Below are 18595 nucleotides of genomic sequence, written 5' to 3' on the forward strand. Positions count from 1 at the left end.
AGTTCAAGTCTCCCTTGGGGGTCTGACAATTAGCGGAGAACCAGGGCGGACGGACGGGCAGCCGGCGGGCGTGGGCGCGGCCGTCGCATCCGTGGCCGCACCTGCGTCGCCGGCAGCGAAGTCTTCAGCGCCAAAGTCCCCGGGAGCGGCCTGCCCGCGGCGCTGCCGCGCATCAACGGCGATCCGGGTCTGCAGGTCGGCCAGGGCGGATTTCACGTCCTCCAACTCCCGAATCTGATCAAGCATCCCGGCACAGTCCGCGACCGGGCGGAAGGTGGCGAATATTCGCGTCACGTCCGCGATCACCGCCCCTAGGTTGCTCAGGTCCGCAGCCCTAACGCGCCCAGCAAGACGGATTAAACTGTCGCCGTGTCCTGTCGGAACCACTTCGGGCCCCTCGTTGCCGTCCATGAATCAAGTCTCCTGAGGGGGAGCCTTCAACCCGCTGCGGACACCTCGGGATTCGCGGACGCCACGCGGACAAACCCGGGACTGCGCCAGGACAACGCCCGCCGCCACCGGTGAACCCAACGCGACGGTTCCACTCCGGACCCCGTCAACTAGGCTGGAACGGTGACCCGCCTCATTCTTGCCTCCCAGTCCCCCGCCCGCACCAAGCTGCTCAGCCACGCCGGCATCCGGCACGAGGTCCTCGTCTCGGATGTGGACGAGGACGCCGTCCAGGCCCGGTACGGCGTGACGGATCCGCATGACACGGCCCTGCTGCTCGCCCGGGCCAAGGCAGAGGCTGTCGCTTCGCTGCCCGAGGCGGACGGCGCAATCGTGATCGGCTGCGACTCGGTCTTCGAGTTCGACGGCGAGGCCCACGGCAAGCCCTACACGGCCGACGTCGCCCGGGAGCGCATGCTCCGCATGAGCGGCAGCATGGGCGTCCTGCACACCGGCCACTGGCTGGTGGACTGCCGGGACACGGACGGCGCAGACACCAACATAGTCACCGACGGCGAAGGTGCGGACGACGACGGCGCCGTCACCGCACGCGGCACCGGTGCCACCCTGGGCTCGGTATCCTCCGCCGAGGTTCATTTCATGGAGATGAGCGCCGACGAAATCGAGACCTATATCGCCACCGGCGAGCCGCTCCAGTGCGCCGGCTCCTTCACGATCGACGGCTACGGCGGGGCGTTCATCCGCAAGGTCGACGGTGATCCCCACACCGTCGTCGGGCTCTCCATCTCTACCCTGCGCGCGCTGCTCGGCCAGGCAAATGTGGGCATCACCGAGCTCTGGACCGGCGGGGCCGTGGACCCGGCGGACGTCCGTGCCGAGTGAGGGCGGAACATGTGCGGAGTAAAGACAGAGTGAGCGCGGAGTAAGCCAATTCCCCGCCCTTTGTGGCAACCCTACAAAGGAAGGGCCGTATACGCGCGGAATCCGCAAGTAATATCGGCGGAACCCTCAAAACCGCGCTAGGCTCCCTGAAGGAAAGAAGGAGACGCCTTGTCAGCAAATTCGGAGCAGTCCGCACCCACCGTGCCGGGATCAACACAGTCATCTACAGCCGCGGGCACCCGCCGGCTGACCAAGGTGCTGATCGCCAACCGCGGAGAAATTGCGGTACGCATCATCCGCGCCGCCCGCGATGAAGGCATCGCCTCGGTGGCTGTCTACGCGGACCCCGACCGCGACGCGCTGCACGCCCGGCTCGCCGACGAGGCCTACGCGCTCGGTGGCAACACCGCCGCGGAGTCCTACCTCGTGATGGACAAGATCATCGATGTCGCCCGCCAGTCCGGCGCGGACGCCATCCACCCCGGGTACGGCTTCCTGGCCGAGAACGCCGAGTTCGCCGCCAAGGTGATCGATGCCGGCATCACGTGGATCGGGCCCTCCCCCGAGGCGATCTCCGCCCTCGGCGACAAGGTCCAGGCCCGCCACATCGCCGAGAAGGTCGGTGCCCCGCAGGTCCCCGGCACCGCCGACCCTGTTGAATCCGCCGAGGAAATCCTCGAGTTCGTGGACAAGTTCGGCCTGCCGGTCGCCATCAAGGCGGCCTTCGGCGGCGGCGGACGTGGCATCAAGGTGGCCCGCACCCGCGAAGAAATCCCCGAACTTTTCGAGTCCGCCGTTCGCGAGGCCACCGCCGCCTTCGGCCGCGGCGAGTGCTTCATTGAGCGCTTCCTGGACGCCCCGCGGCACGTCGAGACCCAGTGCCTCGCCGACGCCCACGGCAACGTCGTGGTGGTCTCCACCCGCGACTGCTCGCTCCAGCGCCGCAACCAGAAGCTCGTCGAGGAAGCCCCGGCCCCCTTCCTCACCGAGGAGCAGAACCGCCGGCTCTACGAGTCCTCCAAGGCCATCCTCAAGGAAGCCGGCTACCTCGGCGCCGGCACCTGCGAATTCCTCGTCGGCCAGGATGGCACCATCTCCTTCCTCGAGGTCAACACCCGCCTCCAGGTGGAGCACTGCGTCTCCGAGGAAGTCACCGGAATCGACCTCGTCCGCGAACAGTTCCGGCTGGCCTGCGGCGAGGAACTCGGCTACGGCGACCCGGAAGTCCGTGGCCACTCGATCGAATTCCGCATCACCGGTGAGGACCCGGGCCGCAACTTCATGCCGGCCCCGGGCACCATCACGCTCCTCAAGAACCCCACCGGCCCCGGCGTCCGCATCGATTCCGGCGTGGAGCAGGGCGATGTCATCAGCGGCAACTTCGACTCCATGCTCTCCAAGCTGATCGTCACCGGCGCCACCCGCACCCAGGCCCTGCAGCGGTCCCGGCGGGCGCTCGAGGAAATGGTGGTGGAAGGCATCCCCACCGTCATCCCCTTCGACCTCGCTGTTGTTTCCAACCCCGATTTCGCACCGGCCGACGGCGCCTTCAAGGTGCACACCCGCTGGATCGAGACCGCCTTCGTCAACGACATTCCGGCCTGGACCCCCACCGGCACCGAGGCTGAAGCGGCCGACGCCGACGACCGCCAGCGCGTCGTCGTCGAGGTCGGCGGCAAGCGCCTGGAAGTCGTGCTGCCCGCGTCGCTGGGCTCGGTCAGCAACACAGCCGGCGCCAAGCCGGCCAAGGCCAAGAAGCGCTCCCGCGGTGGCGGCGCAGCCGTGGCCGCGAGCGGCAATGCTCTGACCTCCCCCATGCAGGGGACCATCGTGAAGGTGGCCGTGGCCGAAGGCGACACCGTCGCCGAGGGCGATCTCGTCGTCGTGCTCGAAGCGATGAAGATGGAACAGCCGCTCACCGCCCACCGCGCGGGGATCGTGATTGGCCTCTCCGCGGCGGCCGGCGAGACTGTCTCCGCCGGCGCGGTGATCGCCATGATCGAGGACGGCGACGCGCAGTAAGCGACGGCGAAAACAGTAGGACGGTAGGTCAGTAAGACGCTGCCGGTCGCGGGCGCGCCTCTGGCGCCCCCGTGACCGGCCAGTAGAGACTTGGTGTGTGAAGCCATTCCTGCTCCTCGCCTCGCGCGCGGAAGACACCGCCGCCGAAGACGAATACCGCGCCTATCTTCGCTACTGCGGGCTCGAGCCGGAGCAGCTGCACCGCATCCGGATGGAAGCCGCCCCGCTGCCCGAGCTGGAACTGTCCGACTATTCGGGCGTCATTGTGGGCGGCAGTCCCTTCACCTCCAGTGACCCGGCCGAGCACAAGAGCGCCGCCCAGCATCGGGTGGAACGCGAACTCGCGGGGCTGCTGGACAGGATCGTGGCCGAGGACTTCCCGTTCCTCGGCGCCTGCTACGGCGTCGGTACGCTCGGACTGCATCAGGGCGCCGTGATTGACCGGACGTACGGTGAAGGGCTTGGCGGCGTAACCATCAAGCTGACGGCGGAAGGGCTGCAGGATCCCCTCCTGCGCGGACTGCCGGAGAGCTTCACGGCGTTCACCGGCCACAAGGAAGCCTGCACCGTCCTGCCCTCCCACGCGGTGCTCCTGGCGAGTTCGGCCGCCTGCCCGGTGCACATGTTCCGGATCAAGACCAACCTGTACGCCACCCAGTTCCACCCCGAGCTCGATGCCGAAGGGCTCGTGACGAGGATCGACATCTACCGCCATGCCGGGTACTTCCCGCCGGAATCGGCCGAAATGCTCATGGAAGACGCCCGGCGGTTCACCGCGACGGAGCCCATGAAAATCCTGCGGAACTTCGTGGAGCGCTACGCCAGCTAAACCCCTGCCCGCCTGCCGGCACGCCCTGCCGCGCCCCGCGTTGCCGCCCGGTTGCTTTCCGGCCGACACGCAAATGCCCGGCGTGTCCAAGGAACACGCCGGGCATTTCTGTCAGTAACTGGGCTGGAGTGTCAGGCCACGTTATTGGTGTAGTCGATGTCGCGCGTTTCCTTGCTCACGAACAGGGCGATCAACGTCAGCACAGCCATGGACGCGAGATAGACGCCCACCAGCGCCGGGCTGCCCTTGCCGACTTCCCAGAGCCAGACGGCGATGAACGGAGCCACCGCCGCACCCAGGATGCTGGAGAAGTTGTAGCTGATGGCCGAGCCGGTGTACCGGACGTTCGTCGGGAACAGTTCCGGCAGCAGCGCACCCATGGGCCCGAACGTCAGGCCCATGAGGGAGAATCCGATGATCAGCAGCGCCATGGTGCCCACGAACCCTGCGCTGAACAGCGGAACGAAGAGCAAGCCGAACGCGATGATACCGACCGTCACGGCGATGAGCATCTTGCGGCGGCCGAACTTCTCGGCCAGCGGGCCGGAGACCAGGGTGAAGATGCCGAAAAACACGACGCCGACAATCAGCATCCAGAGGAAGTCGTTCCGGGTGTAGCCCAGACCGGGGACGAACGCGGCGGCCGCGGCCTCAGTCATCGGCTTGCCCGCCTTCTCGGCTGCGGCCTTGGCGGCATCCAGGCTGGAGGCGCGGGTTCCATAGGTGAGCGTGAACGTGGTCATCAGGTAGAAGAGCACGTAGGTGGCGAGCATGATGAACGTGCCCAGGATCAGGTGGCGCCAGCTGGTCTTGAAGACCCGGGCGAGAGGCAGCTTGGCGACCTCGTTGGATTCGATGACCTTGGTGAACGCGGGGGTTTCGATGAGTTTGAGCCGGACGTAGAGGCCGATGATCACCATGACAGCGCTGAGCAGGAACGGCACGCGCCAGCCCCAGTCCATGAAGGCCTGCGGCGACAGGGTGTAGCTGAAGACCAGGAAGATCACGTTGGCGATGATGAAGCCGATCGGGGCACCCAACTGCGGGAAGGTGCCGTAGATGGCGCGCTTGTTCGCGGGGGCATTCTCGGTGGCCAGCAGTGCCGCACCGCTCCATTCGCCGCCGAGGGCAAGGCCCTGGAAGAAGCGCATGACGACCAGAAGGGCAGGAGCCCAGAATTCCCAGCCTTCCACCTTCGCCGTCGGCAAGCAGCCGATCAGGAAGGTGGCGATGCCCATAGTGAGCAGCGATGCGACAAGTGTGCCCTTGCGGCCGAACTTGTCGCCGAAGTGACCGAAGACCACCGAGCCGAGCGGACGGGCAATGAAGGCCACGCCGAACACGGCGAACGAGCTGAGCAGCTGGGCTGTTTCGTTCTGCGCCGGGAAGAACAAAGCGGGGAAGACCAGTACGGCTGCGGTGGCGTACACGTAGAAGTCGTAGAACTCGACGGTGGTGCCGATCAGGCTGGCGACAATCACGCGGCCGCGCGAATTCACCTGCTTGGTGGACCCATGCTCCGCGGAGGTTGCAGTGGATGACATGTAGTAACGCTTTCATGAAGACCGGTCGGATGTTCCCCAAGAGCCCGATGCCCGGGGCCGCCGGCTAGGGATTCGTATATGTCTGATATTAGTTCCCACCGTCCAGTCAATGGACAAATAGTCCGTTATTCGGACACCGTGTCGTGGCTCACGTGGTGGTCGTCCCACCTGTTCTCACACCGTCATAAAAGCCCCGATAGGCAAAAGTCACAGCGCGTTAATAAACCGCGACCGTCCCGGAAACGCGGCATCCCTACCGTTGAAGGGACAACACCCCCCAAGGAGGTCTCCCAAGTGACTGCTGAACGCACCGCCGAAATCGGCACCGCAGATGCCGGTGCACCCCGCACTGACACCCTTACCCTCGACCACCGGCCCGGCCGCTGGATCGCCAACTGGGATGCAGAAAACAAGGAACAGTGGGAGTCGGCAGGCCGCTCCATCGCCCGGCGCAACCTGAACTGGTCCATCTTCGCCGAGTTCCTCGGTTTCGTGGTCTGGCAGCTCTGGTCGATTGTGGTGGTCCAGCTTCCCGCCGCCGGCTTCAAGTTCTCCACTAACGAGATCTTCTGGCTGATCTCCATGCCGAGCCTCGTCGGCGCCACGCTGCGGATCCCATACACGTTCATGGTGCCGCGCTTCGGCGGCCGTAACTGGACGATCGTCTCCGCACTGTTACTGCTGATCCCCACGATCGGTCTGGGGCTGTGCGTGGCCAACCCGGCCACCCCGTTCGGCGTCATGCTGTTCGTGGCCGCCCTCGCCGGATTCGGCGGCGGCAACTTCGCCAGCTCGATGGCGAACATCACCTTCTTCTATCCCGCCAGGGAAAAGGGCTGGGCCCTGGGCCTGAACGCCGCCGGCGGCAACCTCGGTGCCGCCGTCGCACAGCTGGCGGTTCCGATCGCCATCACCCTGCTCGCAGCCGGCAGCGTGAACCTGCCCGTCGCCGGCTTCATGTGGGTCCCGCTGATTCTGCTCGCCGCGTTCGGCGCCTGGAAGTACATGGACAACCTCACCAGCGCCAAGGGCGACGTCGCGGGCTCGCTGGCCGCGCTGAGGGAACCGCACCTGTGGATCATGGCACTGCTGTACATCGGCACCTTCGGCTCATTCATCGGCTTCGCCGGTGTGTTCCCCAAGCTCATCAAGGACTACTTCCCGGCCTTCTCCTCCATCTCCGTCGGCACCGTGGCCCTGTCCCTGGCCTTCCTCGGCCCGCTGGTCGGATCCCTGGCCCGCCCCTACGGCGGACGGATGGCGGACCGGATGGGCGGGGCCCGGATGACCGTCGCGGCCTTCGCGGCCATGGCCGTGATCACCCTGACCATGCTCTGGACCCTGCCGCTGAAGAACTTCTGGCTATTCCTAGGCCTGTTCCTGCTCCTCTTCACCGCCAGCGGCTTCGGGAACGGTGCCACGTACCGCATGATCCCGATCATCTTCGCCACTTCCAGTCGGGCCGCCCGGTCCGGTGCCAGCTCAGTGACCACCCAGCGGCTCGCGTCCTCGGCCCTGGGCCTGATCTCGGCCATTGGCGCCTACGGCGGATTTATCATCCCCCAGGTCCTGAACGCCTCGAACTCCGCCAGCGGCTCCTACGCGTCGGCTTTCTACGGATTCGTCGGGGCCTACGTCCTGATGCTCGCGGTCTGCTGGTTCTGCTACATCCGCAACGCCAACCGAAACGCGATGGGACACGTCTAACATGACCACCGGCGCCGACACGCACTGCCCCTACTGCGCCCTGCAGTGCGCCATGACGCTCACATCTCCAGCGGCTCTGACCCCGGCTGTCCAGCCGGGGTCAGACCCCGTGTCGGAACAAGCTGCGGCCGACACCCCACTTCTTAACGTCACCGGTCGGGATTTCCCCACCAACCGCGGCGGACTGTGCCGCAAGGGCTGGACATCCGCCTCGCTGCTGGACCACCCGGGCCGCGTCACGGAGCCCTTGCTGAGGGGCGCCGACGGCGTCCACCGCCCGGTCAGCTGGGACGAGGCCCTAGGGCGGATCGTCTCGGCCGTAAGGCAGGCCCGCGCCGGGCGTGGGGCGGACGCCGTCGGCGTGTTCGGCGGCGGCGGCCTCACCAATGAGAAGGCGTACCAGCTGGGCAAGTTCGCCAGGCTGGCTCTGGGCACCTCGCGGATCGACTACAACGGACGTTTCTGCATGTCCTCCGCCGCCGCGGCCGGCATGCGCGCGTTCGGCCTGGACCGCGGACTGCCGTTCCCGCTGGCGGACCTCGACGCCGCCAGCACCATCCTGATGCTCGGCTCCAACGTCGCCGAGACCATGCCGCCCTTCGTCCAGCACCTCCAGGGAGCGCGCGACGCCGGCGGGCTGATCGTCGTCGACCCCCGCCGCTCCGCCACCGCCGCGAACACGACCGACGGCGGCGGCCTGCACCTGCAGCCGCTGCCCGGCACCGACCTCGCCCTGCTCCTGGGCATCTCCCACGCGGTGATCCACGAGGGCCTCGCCGACGCCGGATACATCGCGGACCGGACCACCGGTTACGACGCCGTGGCCCGCAGCGTCGGCAGCTTCTGGCCGGAACGGGTCCAGTCGATCACCGGTGTCCCCGCCGGGCTAATCCGTGAAACCGCCCGGCGGCTGGCCGATGGCGCCCGCAAGGGCGGCAGCTACATCCTCACCGGCCGCGGCGTCGAACAGCACGTCGACGGCACTGACACCGCCACGGCCGCCATCAATCTCGCCCTCCTGCTGGGCCTGCCGGGCTCCGCGCGCAGCGGCTACGGCACGCTCACCGGCCAGGGCAACGGCCAGGGCGGCCGCGAACACGGCCAGAAGGCGGACCAGCTGCCCGGCTACCGGAAGATCACCGATCCCGCCGCCCGCGCCCACATGGCAAAGGTCTGGGGCGTGCCCGAAACCCTGATCCCGGGCCCCGGACTCCCCGCCGTCGAACTCCTCAAGTCCCTCGGACAGCCCGACGGCGTCCGGTGCCTCTTCGTGCACGGCGCCAACGTGGCGGTGTCCGCCCCGGATGCCAACGCCGTGATCGCGGGCCTGCGCAGCCTGGACTTCCTCGTGGTGTGCGACTTCTTCCTTTCCGAGACGGCCGCCGAGGCGGACCTGGTCCTGCCGGTCACCCAGTGGGCCGAGGAAGAAGGAACCCTCACCAACCTCGAGGGCCGCGTGCTCCGCCGCCGCCAGGCGCTCACTCCCCCGCCCGGTGTCCGCAGCGAGCTGTGGATCATGACCCGGCTGGCCGAAATGCTGGATGCACCTTCCACGTTCAGCGAGGACCCGGAAACCGTGTTCGAGGAGCTCCGGCTCGCGTCCTCCGGCGGCCTGGCCGACTACTCCGGGATCGACTACGCCATGCTGGACCGCGGCGAGGCCGCGTACTGGCCCTACCCCGCCGGAAGCGAAGGAACGCCGCGACTCTTCCTGGACGCCTTTGCCCACGCGGGCGGCCGGGCCGCGTTTACGCCGGTGACGCCCCGGCGTCGTTCTGCTGCCGCGGCCGCGTCCGCTGCGGACCGCGGGCAGGACCGCCGGGCGGACCGCGCCGGCGCTGGACGTGTCGGAGCGGACGGCGCCGGAACGCCGATGACCCTCATCACCGGCCGTCTCATGGAGCACTACCAGTCCGGGGCGCAAACCCGCCGGGTGGCCGCGCTGGCCGAAGCCCAACCGGAGGCGCGGCTGCAGCTCCACCCCGCCGCGGCCGCCGCCCAGGGCATCGCCGACGGCGACTACGTCTCGATTTGCAATGAACGCGGCGAGGTCAGCTGCCGTGCCGAACTGAGCACGGACATCCGTCCGGAGACGGTGTTCCTGCCGTTCCACTTCCCGGAGCTCGAGAGCGCCAACCGGCTCACCGAAGCGGCCACGGACCCCATTTCCGGGATGCCCGAGTTCAAGACCAGCAAGGTGTGGATCCGCCCGGGGATTTCCGGGGACATCTCGGTCGCCAATCACAGCGGCGTTCCAGCCCGTGTTCTTCAAGCAGAGGAGACCTCATGACTGAGCGGATTGTGGTGGTGGGCTTCGGACCCGTCGCTGCGAGGCTGATCGACGAGCTGCTGCCGGCCGTGCACAGCGGAATCGCGCATCTGACGGTGGTCGGTGAAGAGTCCGAGGCAGCGTACAACCGCGTGCTGGTGGCGGATCTTAGCGTCGGCCGGACCACGGCGGCCGCACTGGCCCTCGCAGATGCGGCCGCGCTGGTGGCCGACGGCGTCGATGTCCGGCTGGGCGTCCGCGTCCGCCGCGTGGACCGCGCCCGCCAGCGGGTTGTCCTCACCGACGGAACGTCCCCCGGCTACGACCGTCTGGTCTTCGCCACCGGTTCGCGGCCTGTCATCCCCAACCTCACCGGGCTCAACCCGGACCCGGCCGCACCTGTGCTGCCGCCGGGCGTGACCGCCCTGCGGGATCTCCGCGACGCGTCCGTGCTCCACTCGGCGGTGGCGGGCGGAAAGCGCGTCGTGGTCTTGGGCGGCGGCGTGCTGGGTCTGGAAACGGCCCTCGCCGCGGCCGAGGAAGGCGCCACCGTGACCGTGGTGCACAACGGTCCGCACCCCCTGGGCCGGAACATCGACCGAGGCGGCGGCGCCGTACTCGCGGCTTCCCTGCGGAACTGCGGTGTCCGGGTGGCCGGCAACGCCCGCTCTGTCGGTGTGGAGCACAGCGCGCCCGACGGCGGCTTCTCGGCCCTGCTGCTCGATGACGGCTCCGCGATCGACGGCGACCTCCTGGTGCTCTCCTGCGGTGTCCGGCCCCGCATCGAACTGGCGGAAGGCTGCGGGCTCTCCACCGCGACGGGGATCCTGGTGGACCACAAGCTCCGCGCCCACCACGAGCCCCACATTTTTGCGATCGGCGACTGCGCCGAGGTCCGCTGCCCGGACCCCGAGTGCGTTCAGTGCCGGACCGCCCGGGGTCCGTCCGGCCTGGTGGGCCCCGGGTGGCGGCAGGCCGAATGGCTCGCCGATTACCTGACCCTGTTGGCGTCCGGCGCAGAGGCGGAGGCCGAGGCCTTGCCGTCCCTTCCGGCGGAACTGCCGGGCGTGATCGTGCTCAAGGCCCGCGGCATGAACATGGCAGTGGCCGGGGATGTATCCGCCGACCCGTGGGACGAGGAAGCCCTGAGCGCCTCCGCCGTGAACGGCCGGGCCCGGCTGCAGATTGCCCAGTGGGCCGATCCCGAGCACGGCCGCTACGTCAAAATGACCACCCGCGCCGGCGTGCTCGAGGGCCTCGTGTCCGTGGGCATGCCCCGCACCTCGGCCGAGCTCGTGCAGCTGTTCGAACGCGGCGCCGAACTCCCCGCTGACAGGTCCTTGTTGCTGCGTCTGGACGGGCCGGACCAGGCCGCTGCAGCGGGGGCAGCGGACCCTTCCCGGACCGTCTGCCGGTGCGCGGGCGTCAGCGGGACGACCATTGCTTCTTCTGTTGCGGAGGGCTGCGGGACGGTGCCCGAGGTATCCGCGGTCACCCGCGCCGGCACGGGCTGCGGCGGCTGCCACGACGACATCAAGGGGATCATCGAGGCCCACTTTCAGGGGGCGGTTGCGTGAGCCTCCGGCTGCAGCTGCGAAGAATGGTTGATGAGGGCGGCCAGCTAAAGATAGTCGACGCCACGGACGCGGACTTCACTCCACGAACGAAGCGACGGCCTTATCCGACCCCGGGGTGGATTCGGATCGCGTGATTGCCGGGCGTCATTTTCGCAAGACGGCGTCCGGGGCCTGCTGTGTGGCGATCGGGTCTGCGTGGCGATGCACGAGTGCCCAGGTGTCGCCTTCAAGGCGATAAATGCTCGTTACCCGCAGATCAAATAGCGATATTTTGTCGCCTCCTCCGACCTTGGCCTGCCAGTGTTCTATGTCCAGGAAGCAGGCGAGATGGGTAGTGACGTGCTTGGTGAGGGCATCAAAAGCCGTGACGCGTCCATCTTTGAACCGTGCCGCCGCTGAATCGAGGGCCTCTGATACGCGCTCCCAGCCCACCACCGGAGGGCCCCAGGGATTCGCAAGGGAGACATCTCCGCCGTGGGAGAAAATGGCCTTGGCGGGTTCCGGGTCGCCTTTAGCAAAGTCACTTACCGCTTGATGGAACTGGTCGATGACCTCGTCAAGCTGCATTGGTCCCACCTTCTGACTCATCGGGGCGTCTGGGGTAAGCGAATCTTAGCGGCTGCGTGCCCAGCCCGTCACCGGCCTCCTGATTCTTCCGAACGGGCGGTGGCTGTACCGAGACCTTGGGGCTGTATCTCTGGCATCGGTTTTCGCCTCACCCGGGTGCAGGTCCGCGATCCCGCGCATCGACAGGCCCGTAGATAGCCCACTGCGACGCCTGCTGGGAGGCCGAAGTTAGTATAAACGCAAGAATTCCACACGGCCGACACCCCCAAGTGCAATGTGCCTCGACGCGGCCGGGCTACCCCTTTGCGGCCCCCCGGCCCGGCGGGGTTTTACTGCGCTGCGTTGTCGAACTTCTTCTGCCACTGGGCATGCTCGCGGCCGGCATCCAGCCGGCGGTTCGCAGTCCATCTGGGCAGATAGTCGGGCGCGGGCAGCTCGCGGGCAGGCTTGGACTTGGGCTCAGGACGGGTCGTGACAGGCTTGGCCACAGGCCGGGTCTGGACGGGCTTCCGGGGATAGTTCGGCTTCGGGTCGGCCAGCGTCCAGTTGATCACGGCGCGCATAATGAGCACGAGCACCCACAGGCCGAGCCCGGCCAAGATGTATTGCCAAAACACGACCAGTAACAAGATGGCCAATAGCACGAAAATAAACATGGCGACATTATGCATATCCGACACGCCTGGAGGTAGAGGACTTACTCCCTGATCGCCCGCATGGGAGTTGTCATCCCCGAGGAAGACTCCGGGCTGCGCTGGGCATCATCCAGGAGACCCCGACCAACCGAGGGCTCTGGCCAGGACCGCTTTGCTAGGGCTGCGCGGCCTACCAAACCACACCGGTGAACACATACAGCGGAAGCCCGGACTTCGCTGAATCAGTCCACAGCGAGGTCTCCCAATTGCCCTTTAGTCAACTGGGCGATTGGGCAAGCGTTCTCGATGTTTGGGGTCCTTGCCGCGCTCCCGCCAGTACTCGTCCCGTTGCCACAATGTGAACCGAGTTAGCCAGACACAAAGAACGATGGTGCCCGCGGCAAGGGCTGCAACCTTGACCCAAACCCACGGCTCGGAGTCGATTGGCAGGAAGTTTACGGTGGCCATGGCCAAGGCCAACGCATACGAAACGAGTCGCCTAAGTCTGCGCTCAACCTCAGGGCTTGCGCCGCCAGGGGGCGGATCGTTGGCTGACGGCCTTCTCGGGGGTTGTGATGGCATGAGTGAACTGAAACATCAACAGGAGAAATCCGGTAGGCCCCTCGATAACTTAATTGCCGTTCGGGCCCCAGACTGCTTACCGATCGGGAAGGCCGCTCCATCTTGAAACGCAGCCCCGCATCTTGCGACCAACTGGTGAGTCTGTAAATTCCGGTAGCCCGGACATTGTTCAGACGCAGCTCACTGCGCGACCCAGACGCGCCACGGGTTCGGCCTTGCCGTTGGTTTTTCTAAGGCCAGTTTCGCTGGAGGCAGTTCGTTCGCGCCCGATCCCGCGGCAGCCATGGTGCTGCCAGCCGGGCTGGCCTATCTCCGTAAGCAAGTAGCGGCCGCCTCATAGGCGAGTAGTCGATACCTGCGTTGGAGCCGGAGGGCTGCGGTAGCATGCAAGGGCTTTGCAGTCAGGGACTCGTCCCGTATGTCTGGGGGGACTTTTGCAAGCTACAAAGGAGGACCTTAATGAAACGCTGGCTCGCACCCATCACCGTCGCAGTCGCCGCCTTGCTCGCCGCAGGCGCCGGTCCGGCCGTTGCCGCTCCGGCCACGCCCACCCCGGTGGACCAAACGCCGTTCCCGATCGCCTGTCCGACCTTCAATCTCCAGGCTCAGCTCTCGGGTAAGGGAGGGACCATCGTACTGCCAGGAAACCGTACGACCTTCACCGGTCCCAACCTGAGGATCACCCTCACAGGCCCCACTGGGAAAACGGTGACCTACGTCATCACCGGTGCGACCCACGTAACGACCCTGCCGGATGGCAGCCTTGACGTTACCGCGACAGGGAGGAATACCATCATCGTGCCCAACGCCAACGGGCATCCCGCAGGGCTGTTCCTCACGACGGGCACCATGCACTGGACTCTGAACCCTGACCTCACTGAAAGGACGCTTTTCTCCGGCAAGGGCACTGTGACGGACGTCTGCAAGTTGCTGGCGTAAACCAATTGCGCAACAGAGCGCCTCTGCGTGTCAGGGGCGCTCTGTCGTGCTGAACTCCGGGAGCCCGGGAATTGCTCATGCACAGTGCAGAGCTGCTACTCGCTCCTGTCAGCAGCTGGGTCCAAGCTGTCCATGGCGACATGTAATTCCTGGTTGTGCCTGAATTGAGACGTCCAACCACAGAAAACGGGCCCCAAGGTTACCCCTGGGGCCCGTAGACTCCGCCACGGCTACGCGGGGCGCGAAGCGCGGATCACGTCTCCAAAGCTGATCAATGCCTCGTCTGTCAGAACGCCCACTCCCACCCACTGCTACCCGAAGTCAGGTAGCTCTTGAAGATCAGGGTGCCTTTGGTTGCGGGCACGTCGATCGCGATCTTGCCTTTGACCTTCTCACCCGGCCCCACTCCCTTGCCGTTAACGCCGATCTGCTGCTCATCGGGCAGACAGGAATAAGCAGCCTGCGTGCCAAGGTTCCCGTTGAACGTCGTCCCGTTGGCACCCACGAACTTGAACATGGTTGCGTTCATGTCGAACGAATCGTAGCCTCCGTCGGTCCGCGCCAAGTCCGGCGTGGTTTGAATAGTCACATCCAGCACGACGATGTGGCCGTTCTCGACCGGGTCCGGATACGGACCCGTGCACGGAACGTTGGCTTTAATCGAGTTGACTGTGAAAGTGACCAAGGGCTTGTTTGCCGTGAGATCGGTAATAGTCGCAGGCTGAGCGAGTGCCTTGATGATGTTTCCACGGGGCGACTTCTTAACTTCGGGCGAAGCCGAAGGGCTTGGGGTGGACGGCGCTAGCGATTCGACATTGGGCGAGGTGGCAGCGGCCGAAGGCGAGCCCCCGCAGGCGGACAAGCTGAGACCGAGCGAGGCCATTAGGGCAAGGGCTGACAAGGACCTTTTGTACTTCATTGGTGGAAACCCCCAAGTGTGCGTGATACGCATGATGCGAATGGTGCCTGTATCATCTCGTGTGATTCAGACGAAAAAGTCGGTTCCGGCGAAGATTGACGAACCCTGCGGCCCCCGAAGTTTAGCCATGCGCACGCCTGACGGGCAGCCCGAAGTTCAGGACGATCAGCACCTCCTATCAACCCCGAAGCGGGCCTTTCTCCCCTTGGCACGTCCGAGGGGCGGGGATGCAATGAACGTAGGTTCCGTTCATCCGCAGGAGGCATCCCATGAACGTCCCGGTCATTTTGGCGCTCGGCGCGATTGTTGTGTTCGCCGTCGTGATGGGTGTTGTCATGTCGCGCGAAAAGGATCCGCAGCGGCGGGCCGCCGCGCTGACGCGCACGGGAGCGGCCGTCATGGCGGCGTTCACTGTCATCGGGGGATTCTTCATTGGCGGGTTCGCGATGCAGGAGCCGGGCGGAACAAACGGAACGCTGATCACGCTCGCCTGGGTGGTGCCGATGCTCATCCTCGGCGTCTCGGCCTGGTTCTGGCCGGCCGCAACCGCTCCCCTGCTACTCGCCCTCGCCTCTGCGTTCATTGCCGCGTGCGTGTGGCTTGCGTTCGACCCCGCTGCCCTGAGCACATTCCTCAGTGACAACGGCCCCGTCATAGCCGTCAGCGTGCTCGCGTTGGCTCTCCCGGCCGCCATACTCGGGCTGAAGCTTACCGCACTGGCCGGCTGGCTGCTGGTGGGCCTGGGGGTGCTGCCGCTCTTGATTACGATCATCGGAAGGTCGGGCGCGGTCGGATCACTGATCGCGGCCAGCTTGGTTCCCCTGGTCTGCGGGATCGCCTACCTGCTGTCCGCCCGGATGGCCCAGGCCGGTTCGACGTCGGGAACCATTCACCCGGCGGCCGCCTGAGACTGCCGCGCCGCCGCGTTACCCGGCCGCGTAACGCGAATCGGGCCGGAAACAAACGGCGGGTAGCATCGGGGGCATGAGCGCCGACGACGACGACATCACCGAAGAACTGCTGGCCGACGCCGGGAAACTCACCGGTCTGAGCCTGGAACTGCTCGGGCTCGATCCGCACCCGGACGACATGACGGCCGAGCAGCGGCTCCAGTTTGATCCCGAGGACCTGGCCGAGATGGCCGACGTCGCTCCGATTGACCGTCACAAAGCCGTGGGCCAGACCCGCCTGCTGGCCGGACTCCTGTGGAACTCGTCCAGCATCCTGATCGACCAGTTGTTCCGCGATCTCGGAACGATCAGCACGCTGGATGTTCTCACGCCGACCGACATCGCCGGCACCTCCGTCCTGTCCTCGCTGCCGCCACAGTTCGCCGCCAGCTACGACTCGAAGTTCGCCCAGAAGTTCATCGTGGTCGCGGCCGACGTCACCGCGTCTCTGGTCCGGGGCTGGACCGCCCCCGGATGCCTCGCAGCGGAACTAGCCGTCCGCTGCCTGCTCGATCAGGCGGAAATCACCGAGGACATCTATGAACTGGACCTTCCGGAGGACTGGCGGGCCGACGTCGAGGAAGTCCTGTTGGAGGATGCCGACAGTGACGCGCTGTACTCCGACAACCTCGACGTCCTCGAGGACGACGCCGCAAGTCTGGATTTCGAGCAGTGGTTCAAACCCTTCACCCCTGGCGACACGGTTCCGCCGTACGCCTACTCCTGAGCCCTACTTCTGACTGGCCGGCTTGGCCAACCACGCCAGGTAGTCTTCGGTGAACCGCTGGACGCCGTCCCACTCGGTGTAGACGTAGTCACGGGTGGTGTCCGTGTCCAGGGAGCCTTTGTCCTTGGCGATCTTCTTCATCAGGTGCTTCTTGATGAAGCCATAGTGGGTATAGAGCAGAGCGCCGGCGAACAACCCGACGTGCCCGGGCCGCCAGCCCGTGTCCGCCTCGAACTTCTGCACATAGCCCTCCGCTTCCGCCTCGTCTCCGTGGGCGGCGAGGCTGACGGAAACCAGGGCCGAGGGCAAACGCTCGAGCTCGCCGCGGTTCTTCTTCACAAAATCCGTGACGTGCCCCTCGTGTTTGCCCACATGAACTGAAGCGGCGACGATTACGCCGTCATAGCCCGTCGGGAGGGTGTCGCCGGCATGTTTGAGGTCCGCCGTCTCCGTCTGGTGCCCGTGGGAGCGGATCAGCTCGGCGATGTATTCCACGATTTGGGCGGTTTGTCCTTCAACGGTCCCGTACGGGATATAGATTTTGGCCATGTTCCATGGTGGGAGCGGTGCGGGTTGGCGTCGTAGGGTCTAACGCCCCCGGACGGCTATGGACCAGACCGCTGAAAGCGAAAAATCCCTGCCCGGATTCCCGGCCAGGGATTTTTCGTATATCGGAAGCGCACTAGTAGCCGGATGGCTGGTCGAACCGCTGGCCGGCCGGGTTGGACTGCAAGATTGTCATCACCAGGAGTGCTAGGCCGCCGAGGAACGGCACCAGGACCAGCAGTATCAGCCAGGCGCTCAGGTTCACGTCATGCAGACGCCGGGCCAGCAGGGCCAGGGACGGAACGATCGTCCCGAGCCCCCAAATGACAGCAAGGATCAACCCGACAATTGCACCGGGTCCTGTCACGGCGGCTCCGGACGCATTAGTCGTCATGCCGGTGCTCGTGATGATGTTGATGACTATCCCGACGATGAGGGACGCCAGCGCCCACCACCAGTACTCACTGCGGCTGGCCCGGCCGGAGAAGGTGGCGTACTTCTTGAAGAATCGCTGGACGGCCTGCGTGAGGTTAGCCCCGTAGAGCGGCGCCCATAGCGGCGGCTCTCCGGCCTGCGGCGGAAATGCATTCGGTTGCTGCGGATAACTCATATAGTCCCCTTGAATGAGTGCCAATGACGAGATTCATCCTAGGGCCGCCAGTGCCCAGGAATTCCGTTGGGCGTCGAGAATTTACAACGCGTTCATCCGCGCATGTGCACATTCTCAGCGGGCCATCGCGCTTCGGGAATTTCAAAGGAGTCACCGTCCTAATTTCCCGGCTCGAAATAGACCGAGCCGGTCATGAAGATGCCGCGCTGCGGGACCCAGAATTCCCCGAGCCTGTCCTGGACGGGCAGTGCCGACGTCTGTCCCAGGCTGTGCCCCTGCAGCTGCGCTTTGCTATCGCGGACAAACCACATCTGCCGCGGGCGCGCCAAGAACATTTGGCCGTTGGGCGCCGCGCCCGTCAGCCCGAGGTGCCCCGCCCCCAGCACCGGGCCGGCAACGGCCCCCATGGCGCGCAGGAACGTCCGGCTGCGCCACAGCCGCTCCGGAACGGCGCCGGACACCGCGGACATAAGCCGGGTCACCGGAGTCGCCGCCAGCGTCAAATCCCAGCTCAGATCCACGCCGGCTCCGACTTCCACGCTAAAGGAATAGCCGTCACGCCACCGGATGGAGACCCGGCGAGTGGACGCCGAGCCGATGGCGCTACCGAAGTAGCGGGGGCAGGAGGTCCCGGGGTCGGTGGTGCTGTGAATCGTCCAGACGCCGGCAGGGTCGCGGATCCAGACCGAGATATAGCCCGGGCCGACGGACGATGCCGGAAAATGCCGAAAGGCCAGGACGTAGCCGGAGCTGAACGGAACGCCCATGACGGCGTAGCCGGCAAAGCGTTCCTCCGGACCGGAGGGCAGCGCACAGTTCTGTTCCGTCGGCTCAACAAGCGAGCGGGGACTCTGCATGGCTCCGGCCTCCGGTTTTGCT

At 66.0% G+C, this 18595-nt stretch carries 17 protein-coding genes; 9 read left to right on the forward strand and 8 right to left on the reverse strand.

What is annotated here, in order from left to right; all coding sequences use genetic code 11:
- Positions 1–3: 3 nt before the first annotated feature.
- The gene (locus BLS42_RS19880) at positions 4–246 is read right to left on the reverse strand and encodes a hypothetical protein (protein WP_143019134.1); all 243 of its coding nucleotides are present in this window, start codon (positions 244–246) and stop codon (positions 4–6) included.
- A gap of 327 nt (positions 247–573) precedes the next feature.
- Between BLS42_RS19880 and BLS42_RS03855 the strand changes: the two genes are divergently transcribed.
- The 3 genes from BLS42_RS03855 to BLS42_RS03865 all read left to right on the forward strand — a co-directional run bounded on the left by BLS42_RS03855 (position 574) and on the right by BLS42_RS03865 (position 4144).
- On the forward strand, positions 574–1293 hold the full coding sequence (locus BLS42_RS03855) for a Maf family protein (RefSeq protein ID WP_090576703.1): 720 nt from the start codon (positions 574–576) through the stop codon (positions 1291–1293).
- 168 nt (positions 1294–1461) lie between these two features.
- Complete coding sequence (locus tag BLS42_RS03860) at positions 1462–3315, forward strand: acetyl/propionyl/methylcrotonyl-CoA carboxylase subunit alpha (protein ID WP_371129505.1); 1854 nt, start codon at positions 1462–1464, stop codon at positions 3313–3315.
- Positions 3316–3412: 97 nt separating this feature from the next.
- Entirely contained in the window at positions 3413–4144 is a 732-nt protein-coding gene (locus tag BLS42_RS03865) for a glutamine amidotransferase (RefSeq protein ID WP_090576706.1), read from the forward strand.
- Positions 4145–4275: 131 nt separating this feature from the next.
- Here BLS42_RS03865 and BLS42_RS03870 read toward each other — a convergent pair whose 3' ends face one another.
- Complete coding sequence (locus BLS42_RS03870) at positions 4276–5688, reverse strand: MFS transporter (RefSeq protein WP_090576709.1); 1413 nt, start codon at positions 5686–5688, stop codon at positions 4276–4278.
- A 294-nt stretch (positions 5689–5982) separates the two neighbouring features.
- Here BLS42_RS03870 and BLS42_RS03875 point away from each other — a divergent pair, with 294 nt between their 5' ends.
- Genes BLS42_RS03875 through BLS42_RS03885 form a run of 3 tightly spaced genes read left to right on the forward strand, consistent with a single transcriptional unit; the run spans position 5983 to position 11241 of the window.
- Positions 5983–7395: an MFS transporter gene (locus BLS42_RS03875; RefSeq protein WP_090576712.1), complete on the forward strand. Its 1413-nt coding sequence runs from the start codon at positions 5983–5985 to the stop codon at positions 7393–7395.
- Between the two features lies 1 nt (position 7396).
- Positions 7397–9685 carry a molybdopterin oxidoreductase family protein gene (locus tag BLS42_RS03880; RefSeq protein WP_090576714.1) on the forward strand — a complete coding sequence of 763 codons (2289 nt, stop codon included), beginning with the start codon at positions 7397–7399 and terminating at the stop codon, positions 9683–9685.
- Positions 9682–11241 carry an FAD-dependent oxidoreductase gene (locus BLS42_RS03885; protein WP_090576717.1) on the forward strand — a complete coding sequence of 520 codons (1560 nt, stop codon included), beginning with the start codon at positions 9682–9684 and terminating at the stop codon, positions 11239–11241. The genes BLS42_RS03880 and BLS42_RS03885 overlap by 4 nt, the downstream gene beginning before the upstream one ends.
- Positions 11242–11385: 144 nt before the next feature.
- On the opposite strand, the gene BLS42_RS03890 is transcribed toward BLS42_RS03885, so the two are convergent.
- Both BLS42_RS03890 and BLS42_RS03895 read right to left on the reverse strand, forming a co-directional pair.
- Positions 11386–11808, reverse strand: coding sequence for a YybH family protein (locus BLS42_RS03890; protein ID WP_176803153.1), 423 nt, complete (start codon positions 11806–11808; stop codon positions 11386–11388).
- Positions 11809–12137: 329 nt separating this feature from the next.
- Complete coding sequence (locus BLS42_RS03895; protein WP_090576724.1) at positions 12138–12464, reverse strand: hypothetical protein; 327 nt, start codon at positions 12462–12464, stop codon at positions 12138–12140.
- 1020 nt (positions 12465–13484) lie between these two features.
- On the opposite strand from BLS42_RS03895, the gene BLS42_RS03905 reads away from it, so the two are divergent.
- Positions 13485–13964, forward strand: coding sequence for a hypothetical protein (locus BLS42_RS03905; protein ID WP_090576730.1), 480 nt, complete (start codon positions 13485–13487; stop codon positions 13962–13964).
- Between the two features lie 286 nt (positions 13965–14250).
- On the opposite strand, the gene BLS42_RS19890 is transcribed toward BLS42_RS03905, so the two are convergent.
- Positions 14251–14865 (reverse strand): DUF4352 domain-containing protein, encoded by a 615-nt coding sequence (locus BLS42_RS19890; RefSeq protein ID WP_143019135.1) that lies wholly within the window; start codon positions 14863–14865, stop codon positions 14251–14253.
- A gap of 287 nt (positions 14866–15152) precedes the next feature.
- Between BLS42_RS19890 and BLS42_RS03915 the strand changes: the two genes are divergently transcribed.
- A complete protein-coding gene (locus BLS42_RS03915; RefSeq protein ID WP_090576736.1) occupies positions 15153–15791 on the forward strand; it encodes a hypothetical protein in 639 nt (212 codons plus the stop codon).
- Between the two features lie 76 nt (positions 15792–15867).
- Positions 15868–16560: a hypothetical protein gene (locus BLS42_RS03920; RefSeq protein ID WP_090576739.1), complete on the forward strand. Its 693-nt coding sequence runs from the start codon at positions 15868–15870 to the stop codon at positions 16558–16560.
- 3 nt (positions 16561–16563) lie between these two features.
- Here BLS42_RS03920 and BLS42_RS03925 read toward each other — a convergent pair whose 3' ends face one another.
- From BLS42_RS03925 to BLS42_RS03935, 3 genes are all read right to left on the reverse strand, one after another.
- Positions 16564–17109 (reverse strand): flavodoxin domain-containing protein, encoded by a 546-nt coding sequence (locus tag BLS42_RS03925; protein ID WP_090576741.1) that lies wholly within the window; start codon positions 17107–17109, stop codon positions 16564–16566.
- 133 nt (positions 17110–17242) lie between these two features.
- Positions 17243–17716, reverse strand: a complete 474-nt coding sequence (locus tag BLS42_RS03930; RefSeq protein ID WP_090576744.1) for a DUF805 domain-containing protein — start codon at positions 17714–17716, stop codon at positions 17243–17245.
- 158 nt (positions 17717–17874) lie between these two features.
- A complete protein-coding gene (locus BLS42_RS03935; protein WP_090576747.1) occupies positions 17875–18573 on the reverse strand; it encodes a hypothetical protein in 699 nt (232 codons plus the stop codon).
- Between the last annotated feature and the right edge of the window lie 22 nt (positions 18574–18595).

The organism is Arthrobacter sp. ov407, assembly GCF_900102895.1.
Taxonomy (GTDB): Bacteria; Actinomycetota; Actinomycetes; order Actinomycetales; family Micrococcaceae; genus Arthrobacter.